15 protein-coding genes are annotated in these 18453 nt (G+C 43.4%); all 15 read left to right on the forward strand.

From position 1 onward, the window contains the following. Positions 1–127 precede the first annotated feature (127 nt). Positions 128–997, forward strand: coding sequence for a glucose-1-phosphate thymidylyltransferase RfbA (gene rfbA / locus NFS18_RS12310; RefSeq protein ID WP_251390530.1), 870 nt, complete (start codon positions 128–130; stop codon positions 995–997). Between the two features lie 93 nt (positions 998–1090). Beyond that, positions 1091–1636 (forward strand): dTDP-4-dehydrorhamnose 3,5-epimerase, encoded by a 546-nt coding sequence (gene rfbC, locus NFS18_RS12315; RefSeq protein WP_251390531.1) that lies wholly within the window; start codon positions 1091–1093, stop codon positions 1634–1636. Positions 1637–1657: 21 nt separating this feature from the next. Then, positions 1658–2434 carry an ABC transporter permease gene (locus NFS18_RS12320; protein WP_251390533.1) on the forward strand — a complete coding sequence of 259 codons (777 nt, stop codon included), beginning with the start codon at positions 1658–1660 and terminating at the stop codon, positions 2432–2434. A 12-nt stretch (positions 2435–2446) separates the two neighbouring features. Next, positions 2447–3178: an ABC transporter ATP-binding protein gene (locus NFS18_RS12325; protein ID WP_251390535.1), complete on the forward strand. Its 732-nt coding sequence runs from the start codon at positions 2447–2449 to the stop codon at positions 3176–3178. 50 nt (positions 3179–3228) lie between these two features. Next, positions 3229–5172, forward strand: a complete 1944-nt coding sequence (locus tag NFS18_RS12330) for a rhamnan synthesis F family protein (RefSeq protein WP_251390537.1) — start codon at positions 3229–3231, stop codon at positions 5170–5172. A 31-nt stretch (positions 5173–5203) separates the two neighbouring features. Continuing rightward, positions 5204–6880: an S-layer homology domain-containing protein gene (locus NFS18_RS12335; RefSeq protein WP_251390539.1), complete on the forward strand. Its 1677-nt coding sequence runs from the start codon at positions 5204–5206 to the stop codon at positions 6878–6880. 14 nt (positions 6881–6894) lie between these two features. Next, positions 6895–7371 (forward strand): MBOAT family O-acyltransferase, encoded by a 477-nt coding sequence (locus tag NFS18_RS19535; protein WP_331477685.1) that lies wholly within the window; start codon positions 6895–6897, stop codon positions 7369–7371. Between the two features lie 14 nt (positions 7372–7385). Next, on the forward strand, positions 7386–8300 hold the full coding sequence (locus tag NFS18_RS12340) for an MBOAT family O-acyltransferase (RefSeq protein ID WP_331477686.1): 915 nt from the start codon (positions 7386–7388) through the stop codon (positions 8298–8300). 12 nt (positions 8301–8312) lie between these two features. After that, positions 8313–9713, forward strand: coding sequence for an alginate O-acetyltransferase AlgX-related protein (locus tag NFS18_RS12345; RefSeq protein WP_251390541.1), 1401 nt, complete (start codon positions 8313–8315; stop codon positions 9711–9713). Positions 9714–9745: 32 nt separating this feature from the next. Further along, a complete protein-coding gene (locus tag NFS18_RS12350; protein WP_251390542.1) occupies positions 9746–10189 on the forward strand; it encodes a hypothetical protein in 444 nt (147 codons plus the stop codon). 186 nt (positions 10190–10375) lie between these two features. Next, positions 10376–10522, forward strand: a complete 147-nt coding sequence (locus NFS18_RS12355) for a hypothetical protein (RefSeq protein WP_251390544.1) — start codon at positions 10376–10378, stop codon at positions 10520–10522. Between the two features lie 26 nt (positions 10523–10548). Next, positions 10549–12543: an S-layer homology domain-containing protein gene (locus tag NFS18_RS12360; RefSeq protein ID WP_251390546.1), complete on the forward strand. Its 1995-nt coding sequence runs from the start codon at positions 10549–10551 to the stop codon at positions 12541–12543. A 127-nt stretch (positions 12544–12670) separates the two neighbouring features. Further along, complete coding sequence (locus tag NFS18_RS12365; RefSeq protein ID WP_251390548.1) at positions 12671–14521, forward strand: S8 family peptidase; 1851 nt, start codon at positions 12671–12673, stop codon at positions 14519–14521. Between the two features lie 16 nt (positions 14522–14537). Continuing rightward, on the forward strand, positions 14538–16478 hold the full coding sequence (locus NFS18_RS12370) for an N-acetylmuramoyl-L-alanine amidase (protein ID WP_251390550.1): 1941 nt from the start codon (positions 14538–14540) through the stop codon (positions 16476–16478). A gap of 46 nt (positions 16479–16524) precedes the next feature. Continuing rightward, entirely contained in the window at positions 16525–18363 is a 1839-nt protein-coding gene (locus NFS18_RS12375) for a sulfatase-like hydrolase/transferase (RefSeq protein WP_251390552.1), read from the forward strand. The last annotated feature ends 90 nt before the right edge of the window (positions 18364–18453 follow it).

Here is an 18453-nt window from a genome sequence, read left to right on the forward strand (position 1 = left end):
ATTTGTGCCTCGCCGCAGGCGATTTTAAATGCACAAATGCGGTTACTGTGCACAGCAGCAGGCTGTGAACAGTAACAAGATTTTTAAAATATACAAATGTTAGTAAAAGAATATTAGGAGGTTTCTTATGAAAGGTATTATTTTAGCAGGTGGCTCAGGAACAAGGTTATATCCGTTGACAAAAGCTGTTTCCAAGCAGATTATGCCGGTGTACGACAAACCGATGATCTATTATCCGCTGTCCATTTTGATGCTGGCGGGGATTCAGGATATTTTGATCATTTCTACACCAAGAGATCTGCCGATGTTTGAGGAGTTGTTTGGTACAGGAGAGGAACTTGGACTTCGTATGTCCTACGCTGTGCAGGAAGAGCCGCGCGGACTGGCAGATGCGTTTATTATTGGAGAGAAATTTATCGGAGATGACAATGTAGCGTTGATTCTGGGAGATAACATTTTCTACGGACAGAGCTTTTCTAAGCTGTTAAAGGAAGTTGCATCCAGAGAAAAGGGAGCGACGATTTTCGGATACTATGTACGCGATCCGAGGGCTTATGGTGTAGTAGAATTTGATGAAAACGGCAAGGCAATCTCTATTGAGGAGAAACCGGAGCATCCGAAGTCAAATTATGCCGTTCCGGGCCTGTACTTCTATGACAATGATGTTGTGGAAATCGCTAAGAATGTGAAGCCGTCTAAAAGAGGCGAGATTGAGATTACAAGTGTTAACAATGCATATCTGGAAAGAGGAGATTTGCGTGTGGAGACGATGGGTCGAGGATTTGCATGGCTGGATACCGGTACACATGACGCACTTCTTGATGCTGCGGATTTTGTAGCTGCATTCCAGAAGCGACAGGGGCTTTATGTATCCTGTATCGAAGAAATCGCATACAAACGAGGATTTATTACAAAAGAACAGCTTTTGAAGTTGGCGGAACCTTTAATGAAGACCGAGTACGGTAAGTATCTGGTAGAGGTCGCAGAGGGCTTATAATGAGACGCGGCTTAGTTATGAGAATGCTCAGTGTGGTATTGCAAGAAGATAGATTAAGACAGGATAGAGTAGTTTAGAAAGGACAGATGTTTTATGGGTAAGATTCAGGTAGAAACATGTGAAATCGAAGGGCTGAAAGTAATTACGCCGGCAGTATTCGGCGATGAGCGCGGATATTTTATGGAAACCTATAATTATAATGATTATAAAGACGCAGGAATTGACATGGAGTTTGTACAGGACAATCAGTCCAGTTCTAAGAAAGGGGTCTTACGCGGACTTCATTTTCAGATCAATTATCCGCAGGATAAGCTGGTACGTGTTGTCAGCGGTGAGGTGTTTGATGTAGCGGTTGATCTGCGGAAAGATTCTAAGACATACGGACAGTGGTGTGGTGTGCTTTTGTCGGCAGAGAATAAGAAGCAGTTTTTTATTCCGAAGAATTTTGCGCATGGTTTCCTTGTAGTATCTGATTCTGCTGAGTTTGCGTACAAGTGTACCGATTTTTATCATCCGAATGATGAAGGCGGTCTTGCATGGAATGACCCGGATATTGGAGTAGAGTGGCCGATTCCGGAGGGAATGGAGCTGACGATTTCGGAGAAAGATAAGAAGTGGAAGGGAATCAAATCCTTATAAACAGTCATTGGAGGTAGATTTGTGTCAACTTATATACATAACTTTTTTGCATACAAAGAACTGCTTAAGGAACTGGTGAGAAGGGATATTAAGATTAAGTACAGACGTTCTGTTCTGGGGATTTTGTGGTCGGTTTTGAATCCACTTGGTATGATGGTGATCATGTCTGTCGTATTTTCGCATGTATTCCGTGGAAATATCGAAAATTTCCCGGTATACCTGATGTGCGGACAGATTATTTTTAACTTTTACAATGAGGCCAGTTCTGTTGCTATGGGGTCGATTCTGGGCAATGCAGCGCTGATTAGAAAAGTGTATGTGCCAAAGTATCTGTTTCCTATGTCAAAAGTTTGTTCTTGCTTTGTAAACCTGCTTACATCATTCATCGCATTGTTGATTGTAATTGTGTTTACTGGAACAAAACTGTCATGGACGGTGTTATTAATTTTTATTCCGATATTATATGTGTTTTTGTTTTCTCTGGGAATGGGGCTTTTATTGTCTGCTCTTGTTGTAGCATTCCGCGATTTGATGCATCTTTACGGGGTACTGCTTACAGCATGGCTGTATCTGACGCCGATTTTTTATCCGGTAGAAATCCTTCCGGGATGGGTAAAGACGATCGTGGGACTAAACCCGCTGACAAATATTATTACAATGCTGCGGGAATTGATTATGTACGGTGCTTTGCCGGGAATGATGCTTCATGTGAAGTGTATTATTTCTTGCCTGACCGCGCTTGTACTGGGAATTGTTGTGTTCCATAAACAGCAGGATACCTTTATTTTAAAGGTGTAGGAGGAAAGAAAGATGAATGAACCGATTATTGAGGTGAATGACGTCTCAGTTATGTTCCGGTTATACAGAGAACGGGTAGATGGTATCAAGGAATTTGTCATTAAGAAGATAAAGAATCAGATCGCCTATGATGAATTCTGGGCATTGAAAGATATCCATTTTTATGTAGGAAGAGGCGAAGCTATTGGACTGGTGGGGAGAAACGGATCCGGAAAGAGTACGCTGCTGAAGACAATTGCAGGGGTATTAAAGCCAACCAGAGGAAATGTGAAAATCAGAGGAACCGTGGCTCCTATGATTGAGCTGGGAGCCGGATTTGATATGGAACTGACTGCGGCGGAAAATGTATTCTTAAACGGAGCAATTCTTGGGTATCCGAGAGAGATGCTGGAAGAGAACATGGAGAAAATTATTGAGTTTTCGGAACTGAGAGATTTTATGGATGTTCCGATTAAAAATTTCTCATCCGGTATGTTTGCAAGGCTTGGATTTGCGGTTGCAACGATTTATACACCGGACATTCTGATCGTAGATGAAATTCTTTCTGTCGGTGACTGGCAGTTCCAGGAGAAATGCCAAAGAAGGATTCATGAGATGCTGGAACAGGGAACTACTCTTCTGTTTGTTTCTCACAGTATGGAACAGGTAAAAAGTATCTGTAACCGGGCAATTCTCATTAATCACGGTGAGATGATGCTGGATGATTCTGTGGATAAGGTATGGGAGCGTTATAATCAGTTATAAAATTTTAGGAGAGCAAGGTTTCTAAAACCGAAAGAACCGAGGAGCAAAACATGTTAATAAACAGTGAAAATGCAAAGCGGCTGGCAATTTTTTTCTTTTATGACAAAAGTGGGATTGTCGACCGCTATGTTCCATATTTACTGGACGATTTAAAGAAAAACGTAACAGAGATCTGTACGGTCTGCAACGGCGGGATTCCTGAAAAGAGCAAGGAAGTACTGGAGCAGTACGGAGAGGTTTTCATTCGGGAGAACAAGGGGTTTGATGTCTGGGCGTATAAGGAAGCTATGGCTCATTACGGCTGGGACAGGCTGCAGATATATGACGAAGTAATTCTGCTGAATAATACGATTATGGGGCCGGTTTATCCGTTTCAGGAAACATTTGAGAAAATGGACCATATGGATGTAGATTTCTGGGGATTAACAGAATATTTTCAGTTCGCAGGTGATCCGTTCGGATATTCGCCTTATGGATATCTGCCGGATCATATTCAGTCTCACTGGATTGCATGCAGAAAAAGTCTTGTGTCAAGCAAAGCATTTCAGGAATACTGGGAACAGATGCCGATGATTGAAGACTATGCGCAGGCAGTTGGAAAGCACGAATCTCTTTTTACAAAACGGTTTGCCGACCTGGGATATAAGTGGGCGGTTTCTGTTGAGTGTGAGAATTTGAGGGAGTACAGCGGATATCCGTTGATGATGTGTCCCAAACGGCTTTTGAAGGAGTATCGTTGTCCTATTTTTAAGAAGCGGAGTTTCTTTCATATGGAATCGGATTATCTGCGGAACACTATGGGAGAGCAGACAACGGAACTGTATAACTTTCTGCAGTATGAGACGGACTATGATGTGGATTTTATCTGGGAAACAATTTTGAGAAGTTATCCACAGTATGATATTGTAAAAAATATGAACTTGACGTATATCCTTTCAAAGGAACAGTATGACAAGGAGTTGTTGGAGAAACAGACCAAAGAGAACAGGGTTGCTCTTGTCATGCATTTATATTTCCCGGATTTACTGGAAGAGTCATACCGCTATGTTTCTGCTATGCCAAAGGAGGCGGACATTTATCTGACGACCGATACAGAAGAGAAAAAAGCGGCAATTGAGCGGGCTTTTGCCAAGCTGCCGTGCCATAAGCTGGAGGTTCGCCTGATCCAGAACAGAGGACGTGACGTGAGCAGTCTTCTTGTAGGTGTACAGGATGTGATTATGCAGTATGATATTGTCTGCTTTGCACACGATAAAAAAACCGCGCAGATTACACCGGGAACAGTAGGAGCGTCTTTTGCATATAAGTGTTTTGAAAATACACTGGCAGGGAGGGCATTTACGGCGAATGTAATTGATACCTTTGTTAAGAATCCGAGACTGGGAATTCTTTCTCCGCCGGAACCGAATCACAGTGTGTTCTTTACGACATTGGGGAACGAGTGGGGACCTAATTATGATGTGACAAAGGAACTGGCAGACAGGCTGGGGCTGACAGTTCCAATCAGCAGAGACGTTCCGCCGGTGGCGCCTTACGGTACCATGTTCTGGTTCCGTCCAAGGGCTATGAAGCCGTTGTTTGAGATGGATTGGAAGTATGAAGATTTTCCGGAAGAACCTAATGGGATTGACGGTACATTTCTTCATGCGGTAGAGAGGATTTATCCTTATGTAGTACAGGAGTCCGGATATTATCCGGCAATTGGTATGAATGATAAATTTGCATCCATTGAATATACGAATCTGCACTATTATGTCAGAGAGTACAACAAGGTGTTTGTTGAAAATGAGATGATTGCCTGTCCGGACCAGTTAACAGATATATTGCGGCAGGCTTTGGAAATGAAAGGATTTTTTAGTACGTTTTTGAAGTACCGGGTAAAGATGGTATTGAGGAGACATGTATCAGAAGATACCTATAAAAAACTTAAGAAGAAATGGCAGAAGTTTCGGGGGAAAACGCCTGAAGAAACTGGTGTGAAGGTAGAAGGATAGAATTTTTACAAAAGAAAAGCGAGGCAGAGAAATGCAAAAAAGAATAGGAAGAGTGCTGGCTCTATTTTTGACAGCAGGAATGATCAGTACGTCACCTGAAATACAGGTTCTTGCAGAAGAGTCTGTTGAAATACAGGCAGATATTATAGATGATGTTCAGACAGAAGACCTGACTGAGGAAAACACAGCTGTGAACGAGTTTTTGGAAGAAGAAGCAGAGAATGATACTGCTCCAGACGCAGCTTTGGCAGAGGACAAGAGTGACTCGGAGGATGTTCCAGAGACAGATGTACAGGTATTTACAGAGGAAGGAATAGAAGAGAAAAAAAAGTCAGAAGAAAATGATCTTGTTATTGCGCCGGTACCGGATGTCAGTTCTTATCCGGTCAGCGGCAGCCTGTTTGACGATGTCAGTGATGATTCGTGGTATCTTCCTTATGTCACATATACGTTGAACAAAGGTGTGATGACAGGGAAAGGGAACAACAAATTTGCGCCGGGAGAGGCGCTGGCAAGAGCGCAGTTTGCTGTTGTTCTCTGGAGAATTTCCGGGGCACCAGAAACGGGCTACAAAGGAACATACCCGGATGTGCCGGACCATCAGTTCTACACATCCGCCGTTGAGTGGGCAAGCGGTGAAGAAGTAGGCGTAATCGGCGGATATGATGAAGGAAATTTCGGACCAAATGACAATATTACCAGAGAACAGATGGCTACCATGCTGTTTCGGTATGCAAAATACAAAAGTCTGGACACAACGCATATAAATGATCTGAAAGAGTTTCCTGATGCAGGCAATGTGACAGAATTTGCCCTTGAAGCAATGCAGTGGGCGGTTGGAAGCGGTATTATAAAAGGTGATAAGGGGAACTTAAATCCACAGGGGAATACAAACCGTGCGGAATGTGCCACCATGTTACAGCGGTTCTGTGAGACATTTATGCCGGGAACGCTGCAGGATATTGAGATTTCTGCAAGCAGCAGCTGGTCGGGGCTTTCTGTGACCAGCCAGCAGAACGGAGAATTTTGGATTAAGGCAGAAGGCATACAGGGGACTCCTGGTGTGCAAAAAGTACAGGCCCGGGTGTGGTGCAATGATTACTGGAGTGATGCAGATTTCTATGATCTGGAGAAACAGCCGGATGGTTCATGGGGAACATTAGGAAAGGTCAGAAATCATGCAAATCACGTGGGGACTTATCAAATGCAGACGTATGTACTGTTGGATATCGGAGTCAGAATCCCAGTAGGCGATGTACAGACGATGGAGGTGGAAGGAACACCGGGATACTATCAAGTGATGAGTCATGTGCAGGATATCTATGACCAGGTTGGATATGATTTGAATGCATGTTACTGGTGGTGTGTCAATAACATTACGTACAGGACACTTCCGATTCCGCTTGATCCAGAGGAAGGGTATACAGGTTCTGAGTGGTATGCAATGCAGGCATTTTTGAATGGAAGCGGCAACTGCTATGTATTTGCGGCAGTATTTTATTATTGTGCGCTGGGACTGGGATATGACGCAGAGTATATTGAAGGGCAGGTGGGTCTGGCGGCAGGCGGATATGGACCTCACGGCTGGGTAATCATCAACCAGGACGGCAGTTCTTACATATGTGACCCGGAAGCTCAGTACGAAATTGGCGGACATAACTTTTATATGCAGCCGGTATACAGTCCGGTTCTCCAATATACATGGTAGTAAAGGAGTAGACAATGGTTTTTAGTTCAATGACCTTTTTGTGTGTATTTCTTCCTGTGGTATTTCTGCTGTATTATATACTGCCGGACTTGCGCATCAGAAATGGGCTGTTAATCATCGCAAGTCTGCTGTTTTATGCATACGGCGAACCGGTATATGTTCTGCTGATGCTGCTTAGCATTTTTATGAACTATTTCTTCGGAAGAATGCTTGGAATACGGAGTGAAACGGGGAGAAAGCTGGTTGTTGCCGCCGCAGTTGTGACTAATCTTGGTCTGCTTTTTATATTTAAATATACGGACATGGTTCTAAAAACAGTGAATCAGATTAGCCATAGTGAGCTGCCTATGGCTAATCTGGCGTTACCGATCGGAATTTCTTTTTTTACGTTTCAGGCGCTTTCTTATGTAATTGACGTGTACCGGGGGGAAGCGCATGCGGAAAAGAATGTGCTTCATGTGATGCTGTATATTTCCTTTTTTCCCAGTTGATTGCGGGACCGATTGTGAAGTATCATGATATACAGGAACAGATACGGAAAAGAAAGGCAGACTCGCAGGAAATTGCAGAGGGAATGAGACGTTTTATTGTCGGTTTGTCCAAAAAGGTGCTGATTTCCAACACGATGGCATATGCGGCAGACATATTGTTTTCCTTACAGGCATCAGAGATGAATGTATTGTCTGCATGGACGGCGGCGATTGCCTATTTGTTTCAGATTTATTTTGATTTCAGCGGTTACAGTGATATGGCGATCGGACTGGGGCATATGTTCGGTTTTGGATTCCGGGAGAATTTTAATTACCCGTATATTTCTGGAAGTATTAAGGAATTTTGGAGACGCTGGCATATTTCCCTGTCTACATGGTTTAAGGAATATCTGTATATTCCGCTGGGAGGAAACCGCAGGGGAAGGGTGAGAACTTGTATCAATAAACTGATTGTATTTTTTGCCACAGGACTGTGGCACGGGGCAAATTGGACCTTTGTTATCTGGGGACTGTGGCATGGCATGTTTATACTTCTGGAGGAAGTGTTTCCGGTGAAAAAGCTTCCAAAAGTTTTGCAGCATATGTATGTATTTTTAGTTGTCTGTATCGGGTTTGTGATGTTCCGTGCAGATACATTTTCCCAAGGTATGATGATGATTGGAAATATGTTTACTGGCTGGGAATTTGAAAACCAGCAGATAACAGAAATGCTTTCTGTATTGACGCCAGTGTTTCTTATCACTCTTGTGTGTGCGGCAATCGGAAGTATGCCTGTTCTTCCGAAGCTGAAGGTATGGGTTGGAGCAAGTATAGTAAAAAACCGGGCGGCAGAATTGTTTGGTTATATCGGGACTGTATTTTTACTGGTATTGTGTATGTTGGCACTGTCAGGCGGAACCTATAATCCATTTATTTATTTTCGGTTTTAGGAGAAACGGCATATGAATATGAAAAAGAGATATTTGATTTATATTGTACTTGTCTGCGTTATACTGCTGGTTCCTTTTGCAGGAATGACTTTTTGGGCAACCAATGAAACGTCAGAAAATACAGTCCTTGCAAAGTGGCCGTCTCTGATAGAAGACGGGAAACTGAACCGGGAGTATCTGTCCGGGATGGGAGAGTATTTTGATGACCATTTTGCTTTCCGGCAGCAGATGGTGACGGTGAATGCAGTGCTGAGAGGAAAGGTGCTGAAAGAAAGCTCCATGCCGAAGGTGGTAGTCGGAACAGATGACTGGCTCTACTATAACGGTACTCTGGAAGATTATCAGGGTAAAAACCTGATGGATGAGCGTCAGATTTATATGATGATACATAATTTAAAACTTATACAGCAGTATGTAGAGAGCTGGGGCAGCGGCTTTATCTTTACAGTTGCACCTAATAAAAATAGTTTGTATAATGAAAACATGCCGTATTATTATCAAAAGGGCAGTGAAAGTAATCTGGTAAATCTGACGGAACAGATGGAGAAAGCAGGAATTTCTTATCTGAACCTGTACAGTTTGTTTCAAGAAGAAAATGAGATAATGTATTTTCAGCGTGATTCTCACTGGAATAACAGAGGAGCTGTGCTTGCGTATAATGGGCTGATGGATTACATAGGGAAGGAGCATGAGACATATCTGAATGTTCCGTATGAAGAAAAAGCGGTTCATACAGGAGACTTGGATGAGATGCTCTATCCGCTGGCATATGAACCCGAGACAGATTATATATACGATAAGGAATGGAATTATCAGTATGTAAATGACGTGACTGACAACATGGATGACTGGATTGAGACGGTAAGTCCGGGGAAGACCGGCACCATTCTCATGTTCCGGGATTCTTTTGGAGAGAGTCTTCTGCCGCTGATTGCGGAGGAGGCCGAAAGAGGATATTTTTCCAGACTTGTTCCGTATAATCTGACACAGACGGAGCAGTATCGCCCCAACTGTGTTGTGATTGAAAAGGTGGAGCGTAATTTGATCGATTTTATTGAGGAAGCTCCGATTATGGAGCCGGTACAGACAGAAGTGATGTCTGCGCCGGAGGCGGAGACAGATTCCGAGATTTTCACAGATAAACAGGGATCATATTTGATGATAAACGGGCAGATTGATGACAGATATGTTTCCGAAGAGACAGAAATCTATATTTCATTGAGAAACAGCCAGACGATGGAGACAAAGACGTACCCGGCATTTTATGTGATGACAGAAGAAAAATTCAATAATGGATATCAGATATATTTAAAAGGCAGTTCTCTGCAGCCGGGGAACTATCATATCAGCACAATTGTACAGAATGACGGACAGAATATGATCGTGGCTTCTGCGGATGTGCCATGGAATTAAGACGGCGGTAAGAAAAAGGAGGATTTATTCAAATGAAAAAAGCGGTTTTATGCCTGATACTGGCATTTAGTCTGTGTGGAGTTATAACAGGATGCGGTAAGAAGGAAGAACCTGTAAAGAAGACAGAAGAGAAGGCGGAAACAAAAAAGAAAGAGACGAAAGAAGAAGCTAAAGAAGAGTATATGGTCATTGGCAATGAAAACGCTGATGCATTTACAGTTCTTTTGAAGAACAGTACAGGGCAGGATATTACAGCGATTGCTGTGAAGACTTCTGATAAGACGGAATATCCTGCCAATATGATGAAGTCTGGCGAAACATTGAAAAACGGCAAGACAGCAGAGTTTTTCTATACACCGGAGAAGACAGCAGACTCGGTGCGGGATGCGTCAAATACGGACAAGCTGATCAATGTTACATATAATATGCAGGCAACACTGGCGGACGGCAGTGTCATAGAACTGAGTTCTTTTTGATTTGAGGATATCAAAGAAGAAGTAGAGCTGTGTTATGAGGAAGCTGTCGGTTACATTAAGTATGTCAGCAAGATATCTGGGGATTCTGTATCTACCAAAGAGCAGGAGTTAGGTGCTAAGGCACAGAAGGAAGCGGAAGCGGCAGCGGCGGCACAGGCAGCACAGGATGCAGCGCCGCCGCAGGAAGTGGAAAGTTATGCAGAACCTGAGTATACAGAACCAGTTTATACGGATCCGGGATATGCAGATTCAGGATATACAGAGCCGATAGTAGAGCAGGTACCCGAACAAGGTTCAGAGGGATGCCTTGGAGGAGGGGCAGCAATTAATTAAAGAGATTTACAGGAGAGGAGTAGAAGATGATGAAAGGAATCAAAGCAGGAATTGTAGGATTAGCACTCTGTATGACAATGGGACTCGGTTTTTCTTTTGTGTCTCAGGCAGAAGAGTTTGAAGACCGTCCATATACAGGGATGGATGAAACTGGTAATATTTATGAATTGACTCCGGAAGTGGGGGTTGTAGATGAGTCGGATTCCATTATGACCTTTGCTAATGACAATGATATGGTCGTCAATTTTAATACGAAAGGGAATGCAATAACTAGTTATACAGAAGCAGGTACGGGGACAGCAGGATATACAAATGGTTCTTGTGCAGCCGACGGGGCTTATCTGGGTAAGGAAAACGGTAAGGTCAAATTTATGCTGTCCGGTGTGGTCGGATATGTGCCGGAGAAAGAAGTACAAGTTATCAACCGCAGTTCTGCAAAAAGCATTAGTCATTATATTGTAAAAAGCGGATGGATTGTACATAACATCACTTACAATATGGAGAAATCAACATATGCCGGCAGTTTGCGTATCGGAAAGAATCCGGGATACCTGACAGAGAATATGGTTTATTATAGTTATGACGGACACTATTTCTATGCAGATTACAGTGTCATGCTGGATGATTATAAAAACAACAGACGGACAAGTGCCGTCAATGCGGCTTCTCCATATTTTAATTATTTTCAATATCTTCCGCTGCGCAGTGTATCAAGTTATCAGGCAAATAATTTTGACCAGAGTATAGCAAATAAAGGTTATGAGGAGTCCAAACTGCTGAATGCGGGGAACAGCATTGTCAGCAGCCAGAATACATATGGCGTTAACGGACTGCTGACCTTAAGCCTTGCGGCAAATGAGAGTGCATGGGGAACAAGCTGGATTGCCCTGAATAAGAATAATCTGTTTGGTTTGAATGCTGTGGACTCTTCACCGGGGGAAAGCGCCGATACATTTGCGGATGCAAATCATTGTATTACCGAATTTGCGAGAGAATGGATGTCTAAGGGATATCTGTATCCAAAGGACAGCAGATATTTCGGAGGTTTTTTTGGAAATAAGGGAAGCGGAATCAATGTAAAGTATGCTTCTGATCCATATTGGGGAGAGAAGGCCGCGGCGATTGCATGGAATCTGGATGAGAGTATGGGACAGTCGGATCAGTATAACTATACTCTTGGCGTTAAGGATATTTTTGCAACATCGCACAATAATGTCAATATACGCGCAGGAAGCAGCCTGTCTTCTAATGTATTATATACAAGCGGAACCCAGTCTGCGACAACCTATATTATATTGGATGAACAGCCAGAGAATGGATTTTACAGAATACAGAGTGATGGATTGTTAAATAGTTCGGGAACAGGGCTGGATAAAGGAACCGGTGAGTATAACTTCAGCAAAATGCATGCGTTTATCAGCACTGATTACTTAAGTATCATTAATCAGGGCAGTATGCTGACAGGCGTGGATGCGTTCTGGGATGTACATAAGGAGGGCTGGTATTATCCTTATGTGGAATATATGTATGACCGGGGAATTATGACTGGCTTAAATTCACATCTTTTTGGCGTGGAAGAGAATCTGGCACGTGCACAGTTTGCAACAACGGTACACCGCCTTGCCGGCTCACCAGAGGTTGGATACGAAAGTTTATTCTCAGATGTGTCTGAGGGGCTGTTCTATACAACTCCGGCTATCTGGGCACACAAAAATGGAATTATGACAGGATATGACGCTGATGGAAGATTTGGCGGAACTGATGATATCACGCGTGAGCAGATGGCGGCGATTCTGTATAGATATGCACAGAGTAATGGATGGAATGTATCTGAGAGAGAGGATCTGGGAAGCTTTCCAGATGCGGGAAATGTGCAGGAATTTGCAACAGAGTCTATGCAGTGGGCAGTTGCCGTTGGTCTGATTCAGGGAGACCAGGGAAGACTCAATCCTCAGGGATCTGCGAGCCGTGTACACTGTGCGGCAATTTTGACCAGATTTATGCAGCATTATAGTCTGTAAGAGACAAAAAGTTAAAAGGTTATGCGTTTCATTTTTGTATGAAAAAGCATAACCTTCTTTTAAAATTTCGTTTCCTTTTCCTGTCTGGAAAAGGATGTGAAACGAGAATGAGAAGGGAAAGAGTGATATGGGCAGCGGAGTAGTTTTCCGGCGGATTGTATTAGGAATAGGCGTCAGTATTTTTCTGATGCAAGGCTTTTGCGTACAGGCAGAGGATGGAAACAAAGAGGGGATTGTTGTCTTGTATTCACCTGACAAAGGAATGGAAATCAAGGCTTTTGCAGAAGAAAAGGGAGATAATATGCTGCAAGATACAGCTGTTTCAGAAGATCTGGCAGTGGCAGTTATTGAAATAGAAACAGAAGGGATATCGGCAGAAGAGGCGGCGGCATCGTACAAGGAACAGGAGCAGGTGATTGCGGCATCACCTAATTATGAACTTGAACTGTATGGAACGCCCGCTGTCAATGATCCAGATTATACACAGCAGACTTTCTTACATCAGGTTTCGGCTATCCAGGCATGGAAGCGTTTATCAGCTGTGCCGCACAGTAAAGTGCTTGTGGCAGTTCTGGACACCGGGGCAGAAACAGAACATCCGGATCTTGTCAATGTTCTGAACCGATCATTGAGCAGTGAGATTTTAAGCGAAGACGGAAAGGTCGGTCCGCTTCTCGGAGACGGGTATGTGAACGGCATTGACGCGGGCTATACTAAGAGCCATGGAACGCATGTCAGCGGGATTCTTGCGGCGGAAGCAAATAACGGACAGGGAATTGCAGGCGTGGGAAGCGCAGGGGATAATTCAGTAGTCGATCTGATGGTTGTAGATGTGTTTAATAAAGAGAAAACAACAAATCTTGCATATTTAATTCAGGGGATGGAGTATGCGAGAAAATGCGGGGCAAAGATAATTAATCTGAGTCTCGGCATAAGACGGGATACGGGGATTGACGACAGTGTGCTGTATGTAGAATGCCAGCGTCTTTATGAAGCGGGGGTTATCGTAGTCTGTGCATCTGGAAACCATGGTCTTTCTGACAATGGAAATATTTCTGTTGTACCTGCTGATTATGACAATACGATTGGTGTGATTTCAGTGGACGGTGATAACAGAAGGCAAGGTTTTTCAAATTATGGAGGAAGAAAGGACTTATCTGCCCCGGGCGGAAATATTTATAGTACCATGCAGAATGGAAATTATGGGAGATTAAGTGGAACCTCTATGGCGGCGCCTTCGGTGACAGCCGCTGCTGCAATGCTGTGTTCCGTAAATCCAACATTGACTACCGTTTCGGTACGTGATATTCTTCTAAAGAATGCTACAGATATTGGAGCGCCGGGGAAAGACCCAGAGACTGCGGGCGGACTTCTGAATATGAGACGGAGTCTGGAGGCGGTAATTCCGGAAGAGAACATTTTGATACAGCTCCCTTATTCAGATGTAAGTGAAGCAGACTGGTTCTATGATGATGCCGCCTGTCTCTATTTGTATGAAATGATGACAGGCTTGACAGAAACAAGATTTGGTCCGGCGGAACAGATCTGCAGGGCACAGGCCGCAACAATCCTGTACCGGTATGCGGGAGAGCCGGCTGTGACTTACAGAGGATATTTTCCGGATGTAGCAAAGGGGCAATTTTACACAGACGCAGTGGAATGGGCGGCTTCTAATGGAATTATAACAGGGTATGAAGACAGCGGACTATTCGGACCGGCTGATCCGGTGACGAGAGAACAGCTTGCAGTATTGTTATATCGTTTTGCTTCCGGACAAAACTATGTTACTTTGGAAGAGGGCAGTCTTGAGTTGTTTCCAGATGGGAATAGGGTCAGTGCATTTGCTGCCGGAGCAATGCGCTGGGGTGTTGGAACCGGAATTATCCGCGGATATGGTGACGGATCATTGTCTCCGCAGAATACAGCAGAGAGAGCTGTATGTGCAGCAATGATCAGAAGGTTTATGGAAAGATATTAAGGAGGTTTTGAATTTTATGCAGCATTGGAAGAAATCAGCATTAGCGGCGCTTCTTGTTATTTCTGTGGCGGTGGGAAGTATAACCCCTGTTTATGCAGAGGATATCGTGCAGATGGAAGCGGAAGCAGGGGCAGAGGCAGCTGAATCAAAAAGAGAGACGGATTTGATCGGATATGTTTATGTAGATGAGACGAAGCTGTCTCTTCCGGGAACGCAGAATATTGTTGTTGGATTTGCAGATGAAACAGTTCTGCCAGAGACAGCAGTACTGCAGTATCATTCAGAAGTGACAGGCGAACTTTATGAATCAGAAGCGGATGCGGTGACTGACGGAGCAGTTCTTTTTTCAGAGGAATATACAGAAGGAGCCGCTGCAGATGAATACATTTTGGATGGAATTTGTTATACGGTAAATGGTCAGGAATGGATGGCATTTTTTACAGATGAAGGAATAGAGACGACTGCATACACAGTCGGGATACTTGATGATGTGCAGACATATGGGGCAGAGGCTATTGAGAATGCAACGAATATTTATGTGTTGGATGGAAACGGTGAGATGACTGTGGAATCCGGTGATATAGAAGACGTGGAAGAGACAATTGCCGGAGCTGCTGAACAAACAGGAGAACTGCCAGAAGCACAGAGGGCAGGAAGAAGCAGAGCGGCGGGCGAGAAGAAATTAGTTGTTTATTTGTGTGCGGGGCACGATACAACACATATCGGGGCTGAAGGTTACGGTATGAGGGAGGAAGAACTGAATTTCAAAGTTCGGCAGTATTGTAAAGAAGAACTGGAAAAATACGGAGATGTAGAAGTATATACAGACCGTGATTCTGTGGACTGCAAATACCCGAACCGTGTAACAGGATACTGTCTGACTCAGAGAATTGTAGAAGCAGCTGCGGTCGGTGCGGATGTATTTGTAGATCTGCATTTTAACAATTCGATAGCCACAAGCGAAGCGTCAGGTGCGGAGGTTTATTATCCGAATATCAGTTATAATGAGTGGATTCATATGGAAGGAAATGTGCTCGCAAATCAAGTATTGGATCAGCTCAGTGCACTGGGACTTCAAAACCGCGGCGCAAAGATCAGAAACAGTACGACAAATGAGCGTGATGACGCAGGAAATAAGGCGGATTATTATACATCGATCAATGTAAGTAAGGCATATGGAATTACAGGAATCATTGTAGAACATGCCTATCTCAATAATGAGGCTGATGCAGAAAAGCTGAAAGATGAGAATTTTTTAAAAAAGCTTGGAGTTGCAGATGCCAGAGGAATTGCTTCTGCATATGGACTGACAGAAGGAGAAGATACCGGAAAAATGCTTTACTGGGATGTGAAGCCGGAGGATTGGTATTATGATGCGGCAGAATATGCTTTCTATAATAATATCATGACAGGACTGAGAACCACTCAGTTCGGACCGTCCGAGAATCTTGCACGCGCTCAGTTTGCAACAATTTTACATAGGATTCAAGGGACTCCGGAAGTGGAGTATACAGAGCGGTTTCCAGATGTGACGATGGGGCAGTTCTATACTGGGGCAGTACTCTGGGCAAGCCAGAAAGATGTGAATATTATAACAGGGTATGAAGACAGCGGACTGTTCGGACCGTCAGATTATATTACGAGAGAGCAGCTTGTGACAATGATGTACCGGTATGCAAAATTTGTTAAAGCAGATACATCAATCACCAGTGAGCTGACCGGATTTGCTGATGCAGATAAGGTAAATGAATTTGCTGCGGAAGCTATGAAATGGGCAGTAGGAACAGGGATGATTAAAGGGGATAATGGACTGCTGAATCCTGGAGGAAATGCAAATAGAGCAGAGTGTGCCACGATCATCATGCGATTTGTACAATATCTGGAAAAACATCCGGCAGAACCGGATCAGGGGCAGACTCCGGCTGATGATGAGAATCAGGAATTTACAAAGGCGTAACAAAATGTTATTCTTAAAAAGATAACAAGAGAAAGAGGAAGAAAAATTGACGGATATTCTTTGGAAAATAGTAAAAAAAATATTTTTTGTATTGGAAGCTGTCGTAGTGACATTGTTAAGCGTGTTTGCCATACTATTATATTCCAGCTCAATGTGGATGTTCCATACATGGCCCAAGCTCAATATGGATGAACTGATGTACCAGATTAATGCCCCGATGGAGGGAACCAATCTTTCGATGGTAAAGGAATATATTAATTATTGTATTCCGGCTGCGGTTATTGTCATGTTTTTGCTGATTTTTGTGTTGCTGGCTGCCCGGAAGAACGGGAGTTATCACAAGGTGATCGTTGGAGCGCTTCTTGTATCAGTAGGAATCTTTGCCGGAACCATCGTGTATACTGGGAAAAGGCTGGATATAATGAACTATACAGAGAATAAAGGATCTTATTCTTCTTTTATTGATGATAATTATGTAAATCCCAGGGATGTAACGATTACATTTCCGGAAAAGAAGAGAAATCTGATTTATATTTATCTGGAATCTATGGAAACGACTTATGCAGACAAAGAAAACGGCGGTGCCTATGATACAAATTATATTCCGGAGCTGACGCAACTGGCACTGGATAATGAAGATTTTTCAGGGGACAGTGATGTGCTGAACGGAAGTTATACGATGCCGTCTGCCACATGGACTGTAGCAGCAATGTTTGGTCATTCGTCAGGGCTTCCTCTGAGTATTCCTGTAGAGCGGAATTCTATGGATCAGCAGGAATCATTTTTACCGGGTGTTGTTACGATAGGTAATATACTTGAAGAAGAAGGATACAATCAGACGCTGTTGATCGGATCGGATGCGACTTTTGGCGGCAGGCGTCAGATGTTCAAAGAACACGGGAATTTCCAGATGAAGGATTACTATTATGCCCGCGATAATGGTCTGATTCCGGAAGACTACAGAGTATGGTGGGGATATGAGGATAAAAAGCTATTTGAATTTGCGAAGGCGGAGCTTACAGAACTGGCGGCGCAGAGCGAGCCGTTTAATCTGACAATGCTGACAGTGGATACACATTTTGAAGATGGATATTGGTGTGAACTGTGTGAGGATATCCATGATGGAAATACATATGGAAATGTGATGTCTTGTTCTAGTAAGCAGGTGGCGGAATTTGTAAAGTGGATACAGCGTCAGAAATTTTATGAAAATACGACTGTTGTGATTACAGGAGATCATTTGACAATGGACAGTGATTTTTGTGAGGAAGTGGATGCAGACCCGGAGTATGAACGAAAGGTCTATACTGTCTATATCAATGCTGCCGCAGAGCCAGAAAAGTCAGAGCTGACAAGAAACTATACAATTTTTGATGATTTTCCGACAACACTTGCGGGAATGGGAGTCATGATTGAAGGCAACCGTCTCGGTCTGGGAACAAATTTATTTTCTAAAGAATATACATTGGCAGAATTATATGGAGTAAATAGAATGGAATCGGAACTTCATAAAAAGTCTAAGTTGATGGAAGAGTTTACCGCAGATATTGTAGTAGAGAAGCCGCAGCCGGTAAAGGATGGACCGGCGGCTGTGCTGACTCTGGAGGAATATGACTATATGGCAGGATTTCTTCCGTTGTACATTCGTGAGATTGATGACAAGGGCAATGGAATCAGTGCAGTCAATGTAGCCGTATGGGTGAATGAAGATCAAAGCGATGTTCAGTGGATGCAGGCAGAAGCACAGGAGGACGGTAGTTATCTGATGAACATTAATGTGCCGAATTTTGATTTTAAGACTGGAGATTACAAAATTAAGGTCTATTTGGTCGATCAGCAGGGAGAACAGCATGAACTGGGCGGAATTGTTGGTCATGTAGAATAAGAGTGAATTTTAAATGAAGGCAGCCGAAGGGAACTGATGCAAAAGTAGATAAATAATCTACCGGAGCATCAGTTCCTTTTTTTGAGTTCA

Source organism: Mediterraneibacter agrestimuris, from assembly GCF_943193195.1.
GTDB lineage: Bacteria > Bacillota > Clostridia > Lachnospirales > Lachnospiraceae > Schaedlerella > Schaedlerella agrestimuris.